The following is a 16,625-nucleotide window of genomic DNA, read 5'->3' on the forward strand; positions in this document are numbered from 1 at the left end:
TCATGGATCTCGTCACTCTGGGACTCCCCCAGGAACCCGCGGGCGGCGTCGCAGGCTGGGCAGCCGATCTCGTCGACACCATGGGGGGTCCGGGAGCCGGTCTCGCCATCGCCCTGGAGAATCTCTTTCCGCCGCTGCCCAGCGAGGTCATTCTCCCGCTGACCGGGTTCGCGGCGGGGCAGGGCGTCATCAGCCTGGCCTCCGCGCTCTTCTGGACCACGCTCGGTTCGGTGGTGGGCGCGGTGGTTCTGTACTGGATCGGAATGCTCTTCGGCCGCGACCGGATGCATGCGATCTGGGCAAGGCTTCCGCTGGTCAGGAGTTCCGATCTGGAGCGTACGGAGCGGTGGTTCGCCAAGCACGGCACCAAGGCCGTCCTCCTCGGACGCATGGTGCCGATCTTCCGGAGTCTCATCTCCGTGCCGGCCGGCGTGGAACGCATGTCGCTGCCGCTCTTCGTAACCCTGACCGCTGTGGGCAGCCTGCTGTGGAACTCGGTGCTGGTGATGGCCGGGTACTGGCTCGGCGACCGGTGGGACCTGGTGGAGACCTACGTCGGGGTCATCTCCAAGGCCGTTCTCGTCCTGGTCCTGGCAGCCGTCATCGTGTACGTGAGTCTGCGGTGGCGCTCCCGTCCCCGTCCCCGTGAGCGGGCGCAGCACCGTCGTTCGTCGTGAGCCACGAGCCGCTGTACCGCGCTCTCCCGGTCTCCCCCGCCCGCCAAGGACGATCTTGCCGTGACGGTGCCGCGCGACTAGCCTCGGCATCCGTGCAGGGGGACTCCACAGACAGTGCGACCAGTCATCCTCCGGGGCCACTCGGCTCCTGGCGCGATGAAGGGGGCACCTCGGTGGCGCGCACCTCCTCCTGGCCCCGCAGAGTCACGGGCGCCCTGCTCGGCTGCTGCACCGCCCTGCTGGACCTGCTGTATTTCGCCGTGCCGGGTACCCTGTTGGGTCCGTTCATTCTGTGGCCCCGTACGCGTCCGCGAGCCCTGGCCGTGCTGAGTGCCGGGGCCCGTCGGCTCACGGAGCTGGAGCGGATCCGTCGCAGCGTCTTCTTCGGCGACGTGTTCCCCACACACCGCGCGTCCGACCGGAATGTGCTGCGCTACCTCGCCACCCGCACCTGCACGGGGATGCTGTCCGGATTGGTGGTTGCGCTGCTGGGGTTCGGGGTCGTGCTGGCCGGACTGCTGGCGGCCGGGGTGGCACGCGCCACCACGAGCTGGCAGGAACTGCTGACCCAAGGGGTCCTCGGCGGCGTCCTCCTCTTCCTCGACCTCCAGGGGCTCTTCTCGCTGGACGCCCTCGACGCACGGCTGGCACGGGAACACTTCGGCCCGTCCGAGCGGGAGTTGCTGGAGCGGCGCATCGCGGAACTGGCCGCCAGCCGTGCCGGAGTGCTCCGGGCGGTCGACGTGGAGCGCAAGCGCATCGAACGCGATCTGCACGACGGCGTCCAGCAGCGGCTCGTCGCACTCGCCATGCTGCTGGGCCGGGCCCGCCGCAACCGGACACCCGAGCAGGCCGATCTGCTGCTCCAGCAGGCGCACAAGGAGTCCCAGGAGGTCCTCACCGAGCTGCGGGAGGTGGCCTGGCGCGTCTATCCGTCGGCGCTCGACAACCTCGGGCTGGAGGAGGCACTCGGCGGGGTGGCCCAGCGCTGCAGTATTCCCCTGCAGATGGAGTTCGACCTGGCGCTGCCGTTGCCCCGGCCCGTGGAGACAGCCGCCTACTTCGTGGTGTCGGAGGCGGTGACCAACGCGGCCAAGCACTCCCGCGCGACCCACATCTCCGTCAGCGTCAAGGGTGACGGGAGCGGAGTCTCCGTACGCGTCCGGGACAACGGCACCGGCGGAGCCGATCCCACGGGCAGCGGACTGGCCGGGCTGCGCAGCCGGGTGGACGCACTTGACGGCCGCCTGTACATCGACAGCCCTTCCGGGGGCCCCACCACCATCATCGCGGAGCTGCTGTGCGCGTCATGCTTGCCGAGGACTCGACCCTGCTGAGGGAGGGCCTGGTTCGACTGCTCGCCGAGGAGGGACATGAAGTCCTCGCCGCGGTGGGTGAGGGGACGGCCCTCGTCCGGGCAGTCGAGGCGGACCCGCCGGACCTCGTCGTCGTCGACATCCGGATGCCGCCCACCCACACCGATGAGGGGCTGCGGGCCGCGCTGGAGATCCGTGAGCGCTGGCCCCTGGTCGGTGTGCTGGTGCTCTCCCAGCATGTGGAGCGCAATTACGCGGTGCGGCTGCTGTCCGCAAATGCCGAACGGGTCGGCTATCTGCTCAAGGACCGGGTCGCGCAGGTCGACGAATTCCTGGACTCGCTGGAGCGGATTCACGCGGGCGGCGCGTCCATCGACGCGGAAGTCGTACGCCAGTTGGTGGTCCGGACCACGCACAGCGACCCCTTGGCCAGGCTGACACCCCGCGAGCGCACCGTCCTGCAGGAGCTGGCGCAGGGCCGCACCAATGCGGCCATCGCCCAGCATCTGCACATCTCGCTCAGTTCGGTCGAGAAGAACCTCAACTCCGTCTTCGACAAGCTCGATCTGGCACGGACCACGGGATACAGCAGACGAGTGCTGGCGGTCCTGCGCTACTTGGAGTCGTAGGAGCCGGTACGCGGGTCCCTTCGGGCTCGGGTGGCACCATGCGGCCGTCGCCCGCCCGGACGACGACAGCTTCCAGGATCGAAGTTCCTCACGCAGTGGTCGTTGCCGCACCGGGCGGGTGCCGGACATCCGGGCCGGGTTCCGCACCGGCCCTCCTTGATCGATGATGATGCACAGGGCTGCCGTCCTCGGTGCGGCACCGCCTGTCCCAGGAACAGGAAGGGGTTCCCCATGCGGGAAACGACGCCGGACCATTCCCCGTCGGACGATCGGTCCGTCCACGGCTCGGACGAGGAAGCTCAGGTGATCGTGGTGGGGGCGGGGCCGGCGGGCTCGGCCGCAGCCTTCCACCTCGCCAGGGCGGGCGTCGATGTCCTGCTTCTGGAGAAGTCCCACTTTCCCCGGGAGAAGGTGTGCGGGGACGGTTTGACGCCACGAGCGGTGCACCAGCTCATCAGGATGGGCATCGACATCAAGGCTCCCGGGTGGACACGTTCACGCGGGATGCGATGGGTGGCCGGGGACCATCAGGTGCACATCGACTGGCCCGCGCTCGGGCGATACCCGGATTTCGGGCTCTCGCGCAGCCGGCACGACTTCGACGACATCCTGGCCCGGCACGCCGTCGCCGCCGGAGCCCGGCTGCGCAGCGGCGTGAAGGTGACCCAGCCCCTGACCGACCGCGCCGCCCGTATCACCGGTGTCACCGCCACGACCTCGGCGAAGGAGCCATTGGCCTTCCACGCGCCGATCGTCATCGCCGCCGACGGTGCCTCCGCCCGCCTCGCTCTCGCCATGGGCCTGCAGCGGGACAGGAGCAGGCAGATCGCGACGGCCGCCCGCCGCTATTACCGAAGTCCGGAGCGTTCCCAGGAGGAGTACCTGGAGCTGTGGGCCGACCTCCGCTTCCCGGGGAGCGATCACTACCTGCCCGGATACGGCTGGATCTTCCCCATGGGCGACGGCCGCGTCAATGTCGGTCTCGGTGCGCTGCCCCACCGACGGCACGGAAAGGCGGATCTGCGCGCCACACTGGACGAGTGGCTGGCGCGCACCCCGCACGCCTGGGGACTGCGCGAGGAGAACGCGGAGGGCCCTGTCCGGAGCGCGGCCCTTCCGCTGGGCTTCAACCGTCACCCCCTCTACACCCGCGGGCTCCTCCTCGTCGGCGACTCCGGAGGCATGATCAGCCCTTGGAACGGCGAAGGAATCGGCCAGGCCATGGAAGCCGGCGAAGTCGCGGCCGAGACCGCCGCGCTCGCCCTCGCGCTCCCCGGGGGCCCCGGCGGGAGCAGGTGCTGCGCGGCTACCCCGTCGAGATGAACCGCCGCTGGGGGCGCTACTACCGTCTCGGGAACACGGCCGCCGACCTCGTCTTCAGCCGTTCGGGTTTCCAGCCGGTCCTCAACCGTTACGTCATGGGGTCGCCGTTTCTGCTCAACACCCTGGCCCGGCTGCTGACCAACCTCACGGACAAGCCCTCCCACGACCTGATCGACCATCTGCTCAACGGCGTCGTGCGTCTCGTACCGGAACCGAAGGTGCGACGCAGGCGCTGAACCGCGAATCCCGGCCGGGGACACGAACAGCCCACCGGGGAAAGCCTGCCGGCTGACCCCGCAGCGCTGTGTCCCGTACTACTCGTCGATCGTGGCCCCGTACGCCGCGTCCGGCGACGGAACCCTGAGCGAGCCCCCTCCGTACGTCCACGAGCCCGTGGCGGCAAAAAGGGTTGCACGTCGGACGCGCCGTGGGCGGGTTTCCGCCCGCCCCTGAAACCTCGAAGCAACCCCCGATGAGACGGGGGCTGCGACGAGGAACGGGAATCAGGCGCCAGGTCCTGTCGCGCGGCAGACGGCCGTCGACGACGAGGTCTAGGACCGGCGGCGAGGCTTTCCTCGTTTGCCGCCCTTGGCGCCGCCGGAACCGCTTCGAGGGCTCTTCCCGGCCGACTTGCCGGCTACGGGCTTGCGGCGTGCACCGCCTGTTTCGGGGCGCTTGCCCTTCGGCTGCGCCGGGGTCCTGGGGCGGCCCCGTGAACTGTTGACGGTCCGCCCCCGGACGATCCCGATGAAGTCCTCCACCAGGTCTGTCGTCTCGTCCTCCAGCCACGACAGCGCGACGCGCGACTCGGGGGCGTCCGACACCGGCCGGTAGGTGAGGTCCTTGCGATGGTGCAGGCGGGCGAGCGACTGCGGGACGACGAGAAGGCCCACTCCTGCCGCCACGAGCTCGATCGCGTCCGCCGTCGTGGCGGGCCGCTCGATCGCGGGCCGTCCCGGACGGTGCTCCCATTCGAGCGTGTCGTCGAGCGGGTGCAGCACGATGTCGTCGGCGAGATCCTCGGCGGAGACCTCGTCGACCGCTGCCACGACGTGGTCCTTCGGGATCACGACCACCGTGGTCTCGGTGTAGAGGGGGATCGCGCTGAGGCCCGTCCGGTCGATGGGCAGCCGCACGAGACCCGCGTCGGCGCCGCCGCCCCGCAGCACGTCGGACGCCTCGGCGGCCGACACCCCGACAAGGGTCAGCGGGACGTCGGGCAGCCGCTCGTTCCAGATCCGCACCCACTTGGTGGGCGTCACCCCGGGGACGTACGCGAGCCGGAACGAAGGGGTTTCTTCCGAGCTTGTCACTCAGCCAGGTTACCGGCCCTGGTCAGAGGTAGCGCACATGCTCGATACCCTTGGCACCATGACGTCGCACAAGACCACCCAGACAATGAAGCCCGCAACCGCGGCAAAGAAGCTGGGTGTGTACCTCGAGGCCACCCCTGCCGAGTTCCAGGAGGGTGTCGTCTCGCGCACCGAGCTGAACGCACTGCAGTCCGATCCGCCCGAGTGGCTGCAGGAGCTGCGACGCAACGGCCCGCACCCCGGCCGGTGGTCGCGGCAAAGCTGGGCATCTCCATCTCCGGTCTCGCCCGTGGCGGAATCACGGACGCCCTCACCACGGAGCAGATCGAGGCACTGAAGAAGGACAGCCCGGACTGGCTCCAGCAGGAACGCGCCACCCAGGCCGAGGTCCGGAAGGAAGCGGTTCGCATCAAGGAGAAGAACGCAGCGCGCGCCGGTCAGTCCCACGGTCCGCGTTCCTGACCTCGTCCCTCGATCGCCCCGCGGCGTGACGGCCCGGCGTCGGCTCGCGCCTCGTCCGGCGGTGCCGCGCCGACGACGGACGGCGCGGCAGGGACGGCACGAGGGGCGCCGCCCATGACCCTGTACGTGGCATCCTTCATCGCCCGTCGCGTTCGGCTGTGCTGGTCTTCACCGGCAGCCTCGGCCACCTCGCCGTGGGCAATTCGGCGTCACCCCTGACTCCGCTCGTGCTGACCGCCGCGCTCGTACCACTCGTCGGACAGTGCGTCGCTCGGCGCAAGAGCATGCAGCACACCTTCCCGTGGTTCGGGCCACCACGGCCGACGCCCGGCTTCTTCGTACGGTTCGGTATCCCCACAGGCCTCGTGGCCCTGTGGGCCGGACGGTGCCCGATGTGGTGCCCGACCGTACGTGCGGCGCCGAAGAACGTGCCGCCTCCACCGTGCCCGGGCCCGGGCAGCGGGCGCCGGGCGATCAGTAGCCATTGCGCTCCGTGGCGGTGAAGGCCTTCTCAGGCACGGTCGTCTCGTCGGCGATCGCTTCCCCCGCTCGGAAGCGTGTTTGGGAGAATGATCGGTATGACAGGGTCTGAAGCTTTCGAGCCGGAGTCGGAGCGCGTCACTCGACAGCTGCGGGACGACATCCTTGATGGTGTTCGACAGCCGGGCAGCAAGCTCGTCGAACGCGAACTCGCCGCCGAGCTCGGGGTGAGCAGACTGCCCATCCGCGATGCGCTCAAGGCGCTCGTGACCGAGGGCCTGGTAACTCCCCGGCCGCGGACCTGGGCAGTCGTCCGGGAGTTCACGTCCACGGACATCGCGGATCTCGACGAGATTCGTACGCCCCTTGAACTGCTCACCTTCCGGCTCGCTGCTCAGCGGCGTACGCGGCCGGGCCTCGAAAAGCTTCGTTCGGACCTCGACGCCGAGCTGGAGGCCGCTCGTACGGGAGATGCCGTGCGGGCTCGACGGGCCGCCGCCGACTTCCACCAGACAGTGACCTCGTTGGCCGGCAACGAGATGCTCGGTGAGCTGGAGCGGACGCTTCGAAGCAGGATGCGATGGCTGCTGGCGCAGCATGACGATCTCATGGCAGTCGCGAACGAGCACGAGGCCCTGTACGCCGCGATCGCGGAGCGGGACATTCATCGAGTGGAAGAACTGGTCGTGAAGCACCTTGCGAACAGCCGTAGTGCGGCCGCTGCACGTCGGAGGCGGTCTCAAGGTTCCTGACGGAATGCGGCCTCGGGGCGATCACCGATCGGCGCAGCCGGCATTGAGCCGCATCACAGCTCGAAGCCATTCGGGATACCATTTTCTTCATGACCCAAGTGACACTGGCGAACGTCCGCCCTTGGGGCGCGGCACCCGTGGACATCGTGATGTCCGGCGCCGACATCCTGGCCGTCGTGCCCACCGGGACCGCGAACGATGATGGTGAACACCTCGACGGGGGCGGCCTCCTCGCTCTTCCCGGCTTCATCAATGCGCACGCCCACGTCGACAAGAGCTGGTGGGGCCAGCCGTGGGTTTCCTATGGCGGAGAGGCCACGACTCAGGGGCGCATCGCCCACGAGCGCGCCATGCGTGACGGACTCGGTATCCCAAACGCAGCCTCGACCACCGCAGTGCTGGGCGAGTTCCTCCGGCACGGCACGACAGCGGTGCGCAGCCATGTGGATGTCGACCTCGGTGTCGGGCTGCGAGGGATCGAAGCCGTCCGCGAGGCGGTGGACGCTTTCGACGGCGCGATCGAGGTGGAGATCGTCGCATTCCCGCAGGACGGTGTGATGCGCCGTCCCGGTGTGCTGGAACTGCTCGATCAGGCAGCCGTCGCGGGGGCGACGAGTATCGGCGGTATCGACCCGGCTTCGATCGACCGTGATCCCGTGGCGCAGCTCGACGGTCTGTTCGACATCGCGCAGCGTCGCGGCGTCGGTCTCGATATCCATCTGCACGACGGAGGGGAGCTCGGCGCGTTCCAGTTCGAGCTCATCATCGACCGCACCCGGCGTACGGGCTTGCGGGACAGGGTGACGATTTCGCACGGCTTCGCCCTCGGGGAGCTCTCGGTGAGCCGACAACAGGACCTGCTCGACGGCTGCGAGGAGGCCGGCATCGCGTGGGCGACCGTGGCCCCGCCCCGTACCGCGCCTCTTCCCTGGCGCGGGATGCGGGACCGCGGCATCGCGGTCGGTCTCGGCACCGACGGAATCCGCGACCTGTGGTCCCCGTACGGTGACGGCGACATGCTGCGCATCGCGCTCGGCTTCGCACGGCTGCACGGACTGCGCACCGATGAGGAACTCGCATACGCGGTGGAACTGTCCTCCACCCGTGCGGCCGGCTTTGTCCACCGCCGCGTCCACGACATCGTCGCGGGAGCACGCGCGGACATCGTTCTGGTGGACGCCGAGAACGTCCAGGACGCCCTCGTCCGCTCTCCGCGGCGCCGACTCGTGGTCGCGGGTGGGCGCGTGGTGGTCCGGGACGGTGAGCTTCAGGTCTGATACCGATCGGCGAGCGCGGCACGGCCGTGTCGGAGCGCGGCCGGTCAGCTCCGCGAGGCGGGTGATCCGGTACAGCACAGTGTTGCGGCGGCAATGGAGCCGCCGCGCCGCCTCGGCGGTCGAGCCGTCCGCGGCGAACCATGCGTCGAGGGTGTCGGGCGAGGGGAGTTACGAGGCGCCGGGCGCCGCGATGACGCGTTCGGCGGCGGCGCAGGCCGTGCGCACCGACGCAGTGACGGTGCGGATCAGGGCAGCGCGGTGGTCGTGCAGATAGAAGTGGCCGCCGGGGTAGAGGTGGACGCCTTGGAGGTGCGGGGAATGATCGGCCCAGGCCCTGAGCCTCCTGGGCTCCACGACAAGGTCCTGTTCACCGCCGAAGACGGTGAAAGGCAGCGGCGGTGAGCCGGTGGCGGGGTCGCGTGCCCAGGTGTCGACGAGTTTGAAATCGCTGCGGAACACGGGCTCGAACAACTGCCACAGATCGTCGTTGTCGAGCAGCTCGGCGGGGGTACCGCCGATCGACCGCAGCCGGTCACGCAGTTCGGCGTCGGAGCTCTCGTGCCGCCCTGGACTGCGCCGGTACTCCGCGCCCCTGGGCGGACCGAAGGCGGAGAGTCCGAGCCAGACCGGCATCGGCCCGCCCTGCCCGGCGAGCCTCAGGGTCAGTTCGTACGCGGCCAGGCCGCCCATGCTGTGCCCGAAGAAGGCGAACGGCCGGTCGAACAGCGGCAGCAACTCCTGATGGAAATGGTCGACCAGATCTTCGACGCGGTCGACGGCGGGCTGATCGCGCCGGTGCGCACGCCCGGGGGCGTTGAGCAGACACAGCTCCCAGTCCGGCGGGAACTCCGGTACCCAGTCCCGGTAGAGCAGATGCGTGCCACCGGCGTGGTGGAAGAGGAAGAGGCGCAGCGACGGGTCGGCGACCGGGCTCGGGCAGACGGCGGATCCACGGAACTCGGCGGTATGTGTCATGCCCCGGCCCTTCCCATGGCGGCACGGGGGCCGGGGACGGTCAGGACCTGCTGTGCCCGGCACGGCTCGACTGGCTCCAGCACCTGCACTCCCATCGTGGCAATCCTTGTCGCACAGCGCGTCACATGACGTCGCAGGGCGATTGTCGCATTGTCCTCGGACATCGGAGCCGACTTCGGTGGCGACATCGGCTCAGCTCTTCCGTTTGGATCAAGCCGGATCAGGGAGCGGGGTGAGGAGGGAGGCAGATGCGGTCTCCCCTGATCGAGCGCAGCCGAGAGCCGGCGAAGGAGCCCTGCCGACCGATGACAGCACGCCGACATGGTCCACGAGCAGCCGATGCGCGGTGATCCCCGGGGGGTGCCGACCAGCCCGCTGACCACTCCGACACCTGCCACGGACGGCACTGTCATCACCACGACTTGGCGCGGCGTCATACCGATCGACTTGAGCATGCCCGGGTCGCCGCCGCGTTCCCGGGTGCTCGGGAGAACGGTGTTGAAGACTCCGAGCGCCGCGGGCAGCCGGTGCGTGCGCAGCTCGGGGATCAGTCGGGGCCCTGCCGCTCACCCTCGTCGGATGACCGCGCTGCACCCGGCCTCCGCCACCCTCCGCGACACGGACCGGATCGAGGAGCAGCCCAAGCGGCGCGGGGCCCGGGCTTCCCGCCTGAGGTGGGAAGCCCGGGCCCCGCGCGTCGTATGTCGGGCCCCTCTACTCCTGCCCCGGCACGACCGCCGGGATGGCCTCGGGGTTCAGCAGCTGCGTCAGATGGCGGGCCGATGCGTCCCAGGACCAGGACTCCTGGGCCCACTTACGGCCGGCGGCACTCATCTCGGCGGCCTGGTCCGCGTCGAGCAGTATCCGGGTCAGCGCGCCCGCGATCGCCGCCGTGTCGGTGCCGTCCACGACCCGTCCGGTCCTGCCGTCGAGCACCGTGTCCGGGGCGCCGCCCGAGTCGCCGACGACCACCGGCAGTCCGCTCGCCGCCGCCTCCAGGAACACGATCCCGAGCCCTTCCGCCTCCAGACCGGCCTTCCTGGTACGGCAGGGCATGGCGAAGACATCCGCCGCCGCGTAGTACTGCGGAGTCTCGCTGTGCGACTTTCCGCCCACGAAACGGACCGAGCCCTCGGCGTGCCGGTGCGCCAGCTTGCGCAGCCGTGCCTCGTCCGGCCCCCGGCCGACCACGACGAGCACCGCGTCGGGCACCTCCCGCCGGATCAGCGGCAGGGCCCGGATCAGCATGTCCTGGCCCTTGCGCGGGACCAGACGGGCCACACACAGGATCACGCGCTTGCCGTGCAGGCCGAGCTCCGTACGCAGAGCCGATCCGGCCTCGGCGTCGGGCCGGTACACCTCCGCGTCGACCCCCGGCACCAACCGGCTCATGTGCGCACGCGGACCCAGGGACGGCCCGATCCGGGCACGCGTGTACTGACCGAGATACGTGACGACGTCCACGCCGTCGCCGATACGGCGCATCATCTGACGCGGACCCGGGGTCCTGGCCCACCAGATCTCATGGCCATGGGTGGTCGCCACCATGCGCTGGATCCCACTGCGGCGCAGGGCCGGCGCCATGAGGGCCAGGGGTGCGGCAGCCCCGAACCAGACCCGGTCGCAGCCATGGGCCCTGGCTATCTCGACGGCCCTCCGGGTGACCCGCCCGGTCGGCAGCAGCATGCCGCTGGAGTCCCGTACGACAGGGAACGGAAGGGCCGCGTCGTACGCGGTGTCGCCCGGCTCGCGCGAGGTGTACACGACCACGTCGTCGTCCGGTATGCGCGTGGCCATCGCGTGCACGAAGGTCTCTATGCCCCCCTGACGCGGCGGGAAGTCATTGGTGATGACAAGGGTGGAGCCCATGAATGTGTCGGATCCTTCAGCTGGATGCGGTCGAGCGAGCCGAGAAGAGGTAGTTGCGGCAGTCGTCGGTCACGTCGGCAACACGCTTCCAACCCTGGTTCCGCCAGCGGTACATGTCGTAGCCGAGCTCGCCGAGTCGGCTGACGAGGTCGCCCGACTTCGTGTCGTACTTCTCGAGGTGACGGTCCTCGATCTCGAGCAGGAGCGCGGGCCGGTGGCGCAGCAACGTGCGCCGGGCCCCCGACAGCACGGCTGCCTCCGCCCCTTCGACGTCGGCCTTGATGAAGTCGACGCGATCGAGGCCAAGGTGGTTGCAGAGACCGTCCACGGTCCGCACCGGTGTGACCACGGGGCGGGAGGTGGGGAATTCGACGTTGGGTCCGGGTCCCGAGGCGCCCTCGGTGAGATAGGCGCGTCCGTGGACGGGCAGCAGACGGCGCCGGGGCAGGCTCATCGTTCCTTCGTGCGCCCGCGCGCCGAGAGCCATGCGGTGAACGGTGACGTTGTCGCAGCCGAGGGCGGCTGCCGTGGCCTTCAGCCATTTCGCGGGGCCGTGCAGCGGTTCGACGCTGTGCACCTTTCCCGACGGTCCGGCCAGCGCGGACAGGCTCCAGGTGTAGAGGCCGTACTCGGCCCCGATGTCGAGGCAGACAGCGCCCGGCCGCACCAGTGGCCGCAGGCCCGCCACTTCTTCTTCCACGAAGGGCCACCGCGAGGATGCCCAGCGAAGCGCGAGCGCGACGGATGACACACGCAGCCCCGGGTGCGGGCGACCGCCGGACCGGAGAATCGAGGTATCCGGCCGACGCGTCAACCTGCCGTTCATCAAACGCCTTTCAGCCTGCTGGGGCGTACGGATTCTGCTGCCGGAGCGACGCCACACTCGATCGGCATTCCATCGCATCATCAGATGCGGGGTGATCCCATCCTTCTTCGGAAGCAGTTTGGCCGGCACGTCAGACCTGAGATGTACATCTCAGGGTTGGGTCCACAACCGCTGAAACCATCATGAAAGAACGCAGATCATGGCTTCGCACCCCGCCCACGACAGTGGGCGGGGTGCGAAGCCATGGGGGGCGAACGCTGCTTCTGTGCCCTCGCCTCAATCAGGCTATTGGGCCGTATAAGGCATGGCCGGCGAGTCGGCACTGGCCCCCGCCACAGGACCGATCCGGGGTGCGTGCGCTCAACTGTGTCAAGGCGTCACTTGAACGGCCCCGGACGCGCTCGCTGGACGGCCCGGACCGAGCGGGCGCGGGCCCGCCTCGATCAGCATGACGGAGCGGTGCCAGGGTGGGGCGGGGCGCAGGCGTGCTGCGGGTCGCCGGCCGAAAGCGGCTGTCGGCCCGTCCCCGTGCTCGATGCGGCGGTGTCTCCTCAGTACCCGCCCGGTCGCACAAGGCCCGTCTCGTACGCGTGGATCGCCGCCTGGGTCCGGTCGCGCAGGCTGAGCTTGACCAGAATCCGGCTCACATGCGTCTTGACAGTCTGCTCGGCCACCACCAGACGCTGGGCGATCTCCGCGTTCGACAGGCCCTGCGCGATCAGGGACAGCACCTCCGTCTCGCGCTCCGTGAGGTTGCCGCTGCGGCCCTTGACCGGGCCGCGGGGGACGTCGGACATCCGGGAGAACTCTGCGATGAGCCGCTTGGTGATGTTCGGTGCGAGCAGAGCCTCGCCGGCCGCCACCACCCTTACGGCATGGGCGAGTTCCGCGGCCGAAGCGTCCTTCAAAAGAAACCCGGACGCACCGGCGCGCAATGCCTCGTACACGTACTCGTCGAGGTCGAACGTGGTCAGGACGAGGACCTTGGAGGTGGTGGCGGGCGATGTCATGATGCGGCGAGTCGCCTCGATGCCACCGACCCCGGGCATCCGTATGTCCATCAGTACGACGTCGGGGGCCAGTTCGGCGACCTTGGCGACGGCGTCGACGCCGTCCACGGCCTGGCCGACGACCTCGATGCCGGGTTCGGCATTGAGCAGGACCGTGAATCCTTGACGGACCATCACCTGATCGTCGGCAATCAGCACGCGGGTGGTCGTCACGGGTTGTCCTCCACAAGGTCGGCAGGTACTGCGGGCAGCTGCGTGAGCAGCATCGCGATCACTTCGTATCCTCCGGCGGAGGTCGCGCCGCAAGCCGGTCGGGCCGGTTCGGCGCGGTGTTGCCGACCCGGATGTCGGCCGCGGACGGGCGGTGATCGGCCTCCACCCGTACCTCCGCTCCGGGCGCGTGCCGCTTCGCGTTGCTGAGCGCCCCCTGGATGATACGGAACGCCGACGGCTCGATCTCCGGTGTCGGATGGGCCGGCTCGCCGGTGGTGTGAATGCTGGTGATGAGCCCGGTGCTGCACACATTGCCGACCAGTTCAGTGGTACGGAACCGGGCTTCGGGCAGTCGCTGTGGCCGCCGGAGCCGGCCGTCGAAGAACTCGATCAACCGCAGCCCCTCATGTCTGTCCGGCCGATCGGGCGTTCGATCGCTGTCTGGGCTTTCGTGCAGCGCTGTCGGCCGTCTATGGTCCCGGTTGACCGGGCGCCGGGTGCCGGAGCATCGGGTACCGGTCTGAGCCGTACTCAGATCCGGGCCGCTACGTCGCTGTTCAATCCAGGGAATGGAGGCTGCCGTTATGCACTCCGCATTGGTGACGGGCACAGGGCTGATGGGCACGTCGGTGGCGTTGGCTCTCCGGGCGCATGACGTGACCGTGCACCTTCGGGATGTGGACTCGACAGCATTACGGACGGCGGCGTCGCTGGGGGCCGGAACAGTGCAGGCGCCGACGGAGGTCGTGGATCTGGCAATTGTGGCAGTGCCGCCACCACTTGTCGGCAGGGTGCTTGCGGACATACAGGCGGAGGGTCTGGCGCGGCACTACACGGATGTGGCGAGCGTCAAGGTGGAGCCGCAGCATGATGCCATTGCCCTCGATTGCGACACCTCGCAGTACATCGGAGGTCATCCGATGGCCGGCGCGTCACGCAGCGGCCCGCTGACAGCCCGGGCCGATCTGTTCGAGGGGCGTATGTGGGCGCTCACACCGACGGCGGACACCGATACCGAGACGCTCAACATGGCCCTGGAACTGGTAGCGCTGTGCGGCGCCGTACCGGTCCTGATGCAGGCTGCCGCACACGACCGCGCGGTCGCGTTGGTTTCGCATGCACCTCATGTCGTGGCGAGCCTGGTTGCCATGCGCCTGGAGCACGCCGAGGAACGCGAGGTGAGCCTCGCGGGGCCGGGTCTGCGCGACCTCACTCGGATCGCGGAGGCCGACCCCGGGCTGTGGCTGGACATACTGAGCGCCAATGCCGGAGCCGTGGCCGACCTGCTCGAGGAGGTGCGTTCCGACCTGGACCGGACGGTCGTGGGCCTGCGTGCCATCGCCGCGACGGATGAAGCCAAACGTCGCAGCGGTACGGAGGTCGTCGAGAGCATGCTGCGCAAGGGCCGGTCGGGCCGTGCCCGGATCTCCGGCAAGCACGGTACCCAGCCCGAGCGCTTCGAGGTGGTGGCCGTCGCGATTGGGGACCAACCGGGTGAGCTGGCAAGGCTGTTCGCGGATGTCGAGCGCGCGGGCATCAACATCGAGGACGTCCGCATCGAGCACGCCACCAGCCAGTTGACCGGTCTGGTCCACGTCAGCGTCGCACCATGCCTGGCGGTGCCCCTGAAAGAGGCTCTCCAGGCCCGTGGATGGCGGCTGCGCTGAGTGCAGGAAGCGCCCGGCCCGCGAACACATGGCCGTGCACCAAGGTCGGTTGTACGTCGGTCGCGGTCCACCGGCCCGACAAGCGAGCGGATATGGCACAGTCGTGCCGGTGGAAGAGCTGCGACCTCAGGACCCCGCGCACATAGGCGCGTACCGGATTCTCGCCCGGCTCGGCGCGGGCGGCATGGGGCAGGTGTATCTCGGTCGGTCGCCCGGCGGACGGCTGGTGGCCGTGAAAGTGATCCGCGACGAGATCAACGATCGCCCCGAGGCATTGGCCCGGTTCCGGCGGGAGGCTGCGACCGTGGAGGCCGTACGCAGCGCCTACACCGCCCAGTTGATCGAGGCGTCGCTCGACTCGTCCCCGTACTGGCTGGCCACCGAGTACGTGCCAGGGCCCACGTTGCGCGGCGCCGTGGGCACGAGCGGCCCGTTCCCGCCGGACAGTGCCCTGCGGCTGTTCGCCGCGCTCGCCGAGGGGCTGGCCGCGGTCCATGTCCACGGGGTCACGCACCGGGACCTGAAGCCGCAGAACGTCATCCTCGCACCGCAGGGACCACAACTGATCGACTTCGGCATCGCCCGGGGACTTGAGCAGACGATCCTCACCCGGGACGGAATGGCACCGGGCACGCCCGGGTACGCGGCGCCCGAAGTCGTCCTGCGCAACGAGGTCGGTCCGGCGGCGGACGTCTTCGCGCTGGGGGCGACGATCGCCTACACGGCGACCGGCAGGCCCCCGTACGGCACGGGCGATGCGGCTGCGGTGAGCTACCGGACGGTGCACGAGGACATCGACCTGGAGGGGGTGCGGCCCACGCTGGCCGCACTGATCCGGCAGTGTGTCGCCAAGGACCCGGCGGAGCGGCCCGCGCCGGCCGACGTGATCGCCCACTGCGCGGTGGAGTCGGCGCTGGCCACGGACGCCCACTACCGCTCGGTGACCCGCGACGCCGAACCCGCGCCTGTGCCTGTGCCTGTGAGCACGCCACCTTCGGAACCGGAGGTCGGGGCCCTGACGCGGCCGGCGGGTCGCGAGCCGGAGGATCAGGTGCGTGAGCGGGCAGCCGAGACCGTACCACCGGGGACGCCCGACACCACGCCGTACGACGCGCCGGATCATCAACAGAGGCATCTCGCCCGCACCACACGTCGCAGGGGCTGGCTCGCCGCATGTGCGGTGGCGCTCGTCGTCCCGGCGGCGGTCTGGCTGCTCCCCGAACAGGACAGCCAGCCCCCCGGAGCCGCGCCCACGACCGACGTCTCCGCGTCCCGGCCGACCACCAAGGGTCCGGCGGGCCGGCCACCGGACCACATCGTGAACGACCGTGTCTCGCAGGACCGCTGGACCCTGTCGGACGACCCGGAGCAGGCCGCCCAGGGCATGGGCTCCTGCGACCTGGCCAGTTTCGCCGGGTCCTCACCGCCGATGGACCTGCTGTCCGCCGTCTCGCACACCACCGGCTCGGACACCGCCTCGGTGGAGCTGCGTCCCAAGACTGCCGGCCAGGGAAAGCGGCCCGCGCCGTACTACATCTCCGTGGGGGTGCGGCCTCCGCACGAGACCGACCGCGCCACCGGCCGTCCGCTTCGGTCCTCCGTGGGAAAGGGCATCGGCTTCACGAGCAAGCCCGTCGACATCTACTCCCGGTGGTCCTCGGGCGGAACCATCAAACTCAAGTATCCCGACGACTTCCGGGCCCACTTCGGCAATCGGACCGTCGACGCGATCCCGGTCGGCGACGACAAGGGCGACTGGACCGTGGTCCTGTACCACGTCGAGGGCGGGCCCACGACGTACACATCCGTCGTGTGCAACGGGTTCCATGCCTAGGA

13 protein-coding genes and 3 pseudogenes are annotated in these 16,625 nt (G+C 69.6%); 9 read left to right on the top strand and 7 right to left on the bottom strand.

Annotated features, from left to right (window positions below):
* Positions 1-2: 2 nt before the first annotated feature.
* The 4 genes and pseudogenes from GA0115254_RS06130 to GA0115254_RS06145 all read left to right on the top strand — a co-directional run bounded on the left by GA0115254_RS06130 (position 3) and on the right by GA0115254_RS06145 (position 4,181).
* Positions 3-677 carry a DedA family protein gene (locus GA0115254_RS06130; protein WP_093894259.1) on the top strand — a complete coding sequence of 225 codons (675 nt, stop codon included), beginning with the start codon at positions 3-5 and terminating at the stop codon, positions 675-677.
* A 173-nt stretch (positions 678-850) separates the two neighbouring features.
* A complete protein-coding gene (locus GA0115254_RS06135) occupies positions 851-2,014 on the top strand; it encodes a sensor histidine kinase (protein ID WP_093894260.1) in 1,164 nt (387 codons plus the stop codon).
* Positions 1,987-2,622, top strand: coding sequence for a response regulator transcription factor (locus GA0115254_RS06140; RefSeq protein ID WP_093894284.1), 636 nt, complete (start codon positions 1,987-1,989; stop codon positions 2,620-2,622). Before GA0115254_RS06135 ends, GA0115254_RS06140 begins: the two co-directional genes overlap by 28 nt.
* 231 nt (positions 2,623-2,853) lie before the next feature.
* Positions 2,854-4,181 (top strand): annotated as a pseudogene (locus tag GA0115254_RS06145) (geranylgeranyl reductase family protein).
* Positions 4,182-4,496: 315 nt separating this feature from the next.
* On the opposite strand, the gene GA0115254_RS06150 reads toward GA0115254_RS06145, so the two are convergent.
* Positions 4,497-5,258, bottom strand: coding sequence for a LysR family substrate-binding domain-containing protein (locus GA0115254_RS06150; RefSeq protein WP_093894261.1), 762 nt, complete (start codon positions 5,256-5,258; stop codon positions 4,497-4,499).
* Between the two features lie 58 nt (positions 5,259-5,316).
* On the opposite strand from GA0115254_RS06150, the pseudogene GA0115254_RS06155 reads away from it, so the two are divergent.
* The 3 genes and pseudogenes from GA0115254_RS06155 (at position 5,317) to GA0115254_RS06165 (ending at position 8,229) form a co-directional block, all read left to right on the top strand.
* Positions 5,317-5,720: pseudogene (locus GA0115254_RS06155) on the top strand (DUF5997 family protein).
* A gap of 578 nt (positions 5,721-6,298) precedes the next feature.
* A complete protein-coding gene (locus tag GA0115254_RS06160; RefSeq protein ID WP_093894262.1) occupies positions 6,299-6,952 on the top strand; it encodes a GntR family transcriptional regulator in 654 nt (217 codons plus the stop codon).
* Positions 6,953-7,041: 89 nt separating this feature from the next.
* Positions 7,042-8,229, top strand: coding sequence for an amidohydrolase (locus tag GA0115254_RS06165; protein WP_093894263.1), 1,188 nt, complete (start codon positions 7,042-7,044; stop codon positions 8,227-8,229).
* 33 nt (positions 8,230-8,262) lie between these two features.
* Here GA0115254_RS06165 and GA0115254_RS06170 read toward each other — a convergent pair.
* The 6 genes and pseudogenes from GA0115254_RS06170 to GA0115254_RS06195 all read right to left on the bottom strand — a co-directional run.
* Positions 8,263-8,373, bottom strand: a pseudogene (locus tag GA0115254_RS06170) (helix-turn-helix domain-containing protein); the annotation flags it as partial.
* Positions 8,374-8,397: 24 nt separating this feature from the next.
* The gene (locus tag GA0115254_RS06175; RefSeq protein WP_093894264.1) at positions 8,398-9,204 is read right to left on the bottom strand and encodes a thioesterase II family protein; all 807 of its coding nucleotides are present in this window, start codon (positions 9,202-9,204) and stop codon (positions 8,398-8,400) included.
* A 714-nt stretch (positions 9,205-9,918) separates the two neighbouring features.
* Positions 9,919-11,073 carry a glycosyltransferase family 4 protein gene (locus GA0115254_RS06180; RefSeq protein ID WP_093894265.1) on the bottom strand — a complete coding sequence of 385 codons (1,155 nt, stop codon included), beginning with the start codon at positions 11,071-11,073 and terminating at the stop codon, positions 9,919-9,921.
* A gap of 16 nt (positions 11,074-11,089) precedes the next feature.
* Complete coding sequence (locus GA0115254_RS06185; protein WP_256102417.1) at positions 11,090-11,773, bottom strand: FkbM family methyltransferase; 684 nt, start codon at positions 11,771-11,773, stop codon at positions 11,090-11,092.
* 677 nt (positions 11,774-12,450) lie between these two features.
* Positions 12,451-13,122: a response regulator gene (locus tag GA0115254_RS06190; protein ID WP_093894267.1), complete on the bottom strand. Its 672-nt coding sequence runs from the start codon at positions 13,120-13,122 to the stop codon at positions 12,451-12,453.
* Positions 13,123-13,180: 58 nt separating this feature from the next.
* On the bottom strand, positions 13,181-13,516 hold the full coding sequence (locus GA0115254_RS06195; RefSeq protein ID WP_093894268.1) for a sensor histidine kinase: 336 nt from the start codon (positions 13,514-13,516) through the stop codon (positions 13,181-13,183).
* 175 nt (positions 13,517-13,691) lie between these two features.
* On the opposite strand from GA0115254_RS06195, the gene GA0115254_RS06200 reads away from it, so the two are divergent.
* Together GA0115254_RS06200 and GA0115254_RS06205 are read left to right on the top strand one after the other, a co-directional pair.
* On the top strand, positions 13,692-14,789 hold the full coding sequence (locus GA0115254_RS06200; RefSeq protein WP_256102418.1) for a prephenate dehydrogenase: 1,098 nt from the start codon (positions 13,692-13,694) through the stop codon (positions 14,787-14,789).
* 109 nt (positions 14,790-14,898) lie between these two features.
* The gene (locus GA0115254_RS06205; protein ID WP_256102419.1) at positions 14,899-16,623 is read left to right on the top strand and encodes a serine/threonine-protein kinase; all 1,725 of its coding nucleotides are present in this window, start codon (positions 14,899-14,901) and stop codon (positions 16,621-16,623) included.
* The last annotated feature ends 2 nt before the right edge of the window (positions 16,624-16,625 follow it).

The organism is Streptomyces sp. Ncost-T10-10d, from assembly GCF_900091955.1.
In the GTDB taxonomy this organism is placed as follows: domain Bacteria; phylum Actinomycetota; class Actinomycetes; order Streptomycetales; family Streptomycetaceae; genus Streptomyces.

Excerpts from the sequence above, each read along its gene's own strand:
- GA0115254_RS06130 (WP_093894259.1), top strand. The coding sequence starts at position 3 with ATGGATCTCGTCACTCTGGGACTCCCCCAGGAACCCGCGGGCGGCGTC.
- GA0115254_RS06140 (WP_093894284.1), top strand. The coding sequence starts at position 1,987 with ATGCTTGCCGAGGACTCGACCCTGCTGAGGGAGGGCCTGGTTCGACTG.
- GA0115254_RS06160 (WP_093894262.1), top strand. The coding sequence starts at position 6,299 with ATGACAGGGTCTGAAGCTTTCGAGCCGGAGTCGGAGCGCGTCACTCGA.
- GA0115254_RS06165 (WP_093894263.1), top strand. The coding sequence starts at position 7,042 with ATGACCCAAGTGACACTGGCGAACGTCCGCCCTTGGGGCGCGGCACCC.
- GA0115254_RS06175 (WP_093894264.1), bottom strand. The coding sequence starts at position 9,204 with ATGACACATACCGCCGAGTTCCGTGGATCCGCCGTCTGCCCGAGCCCG.
- GA0115254_RS06180 (WP_093894265.1), bottom strand. The coding sequence starts at position 11,073 with ATGGGCTCCACCCTTGTCATCACCAATGACTTCCCGCCGCGTCAGGGG.
- GA0115254_RS06200 (WP_256102418.1), top strand. The coding sequence starts at position 13,692 with ATGGAGGCTGCCGTTATGCACTCCGCATTGGTGACGGGCACAGGGCTG.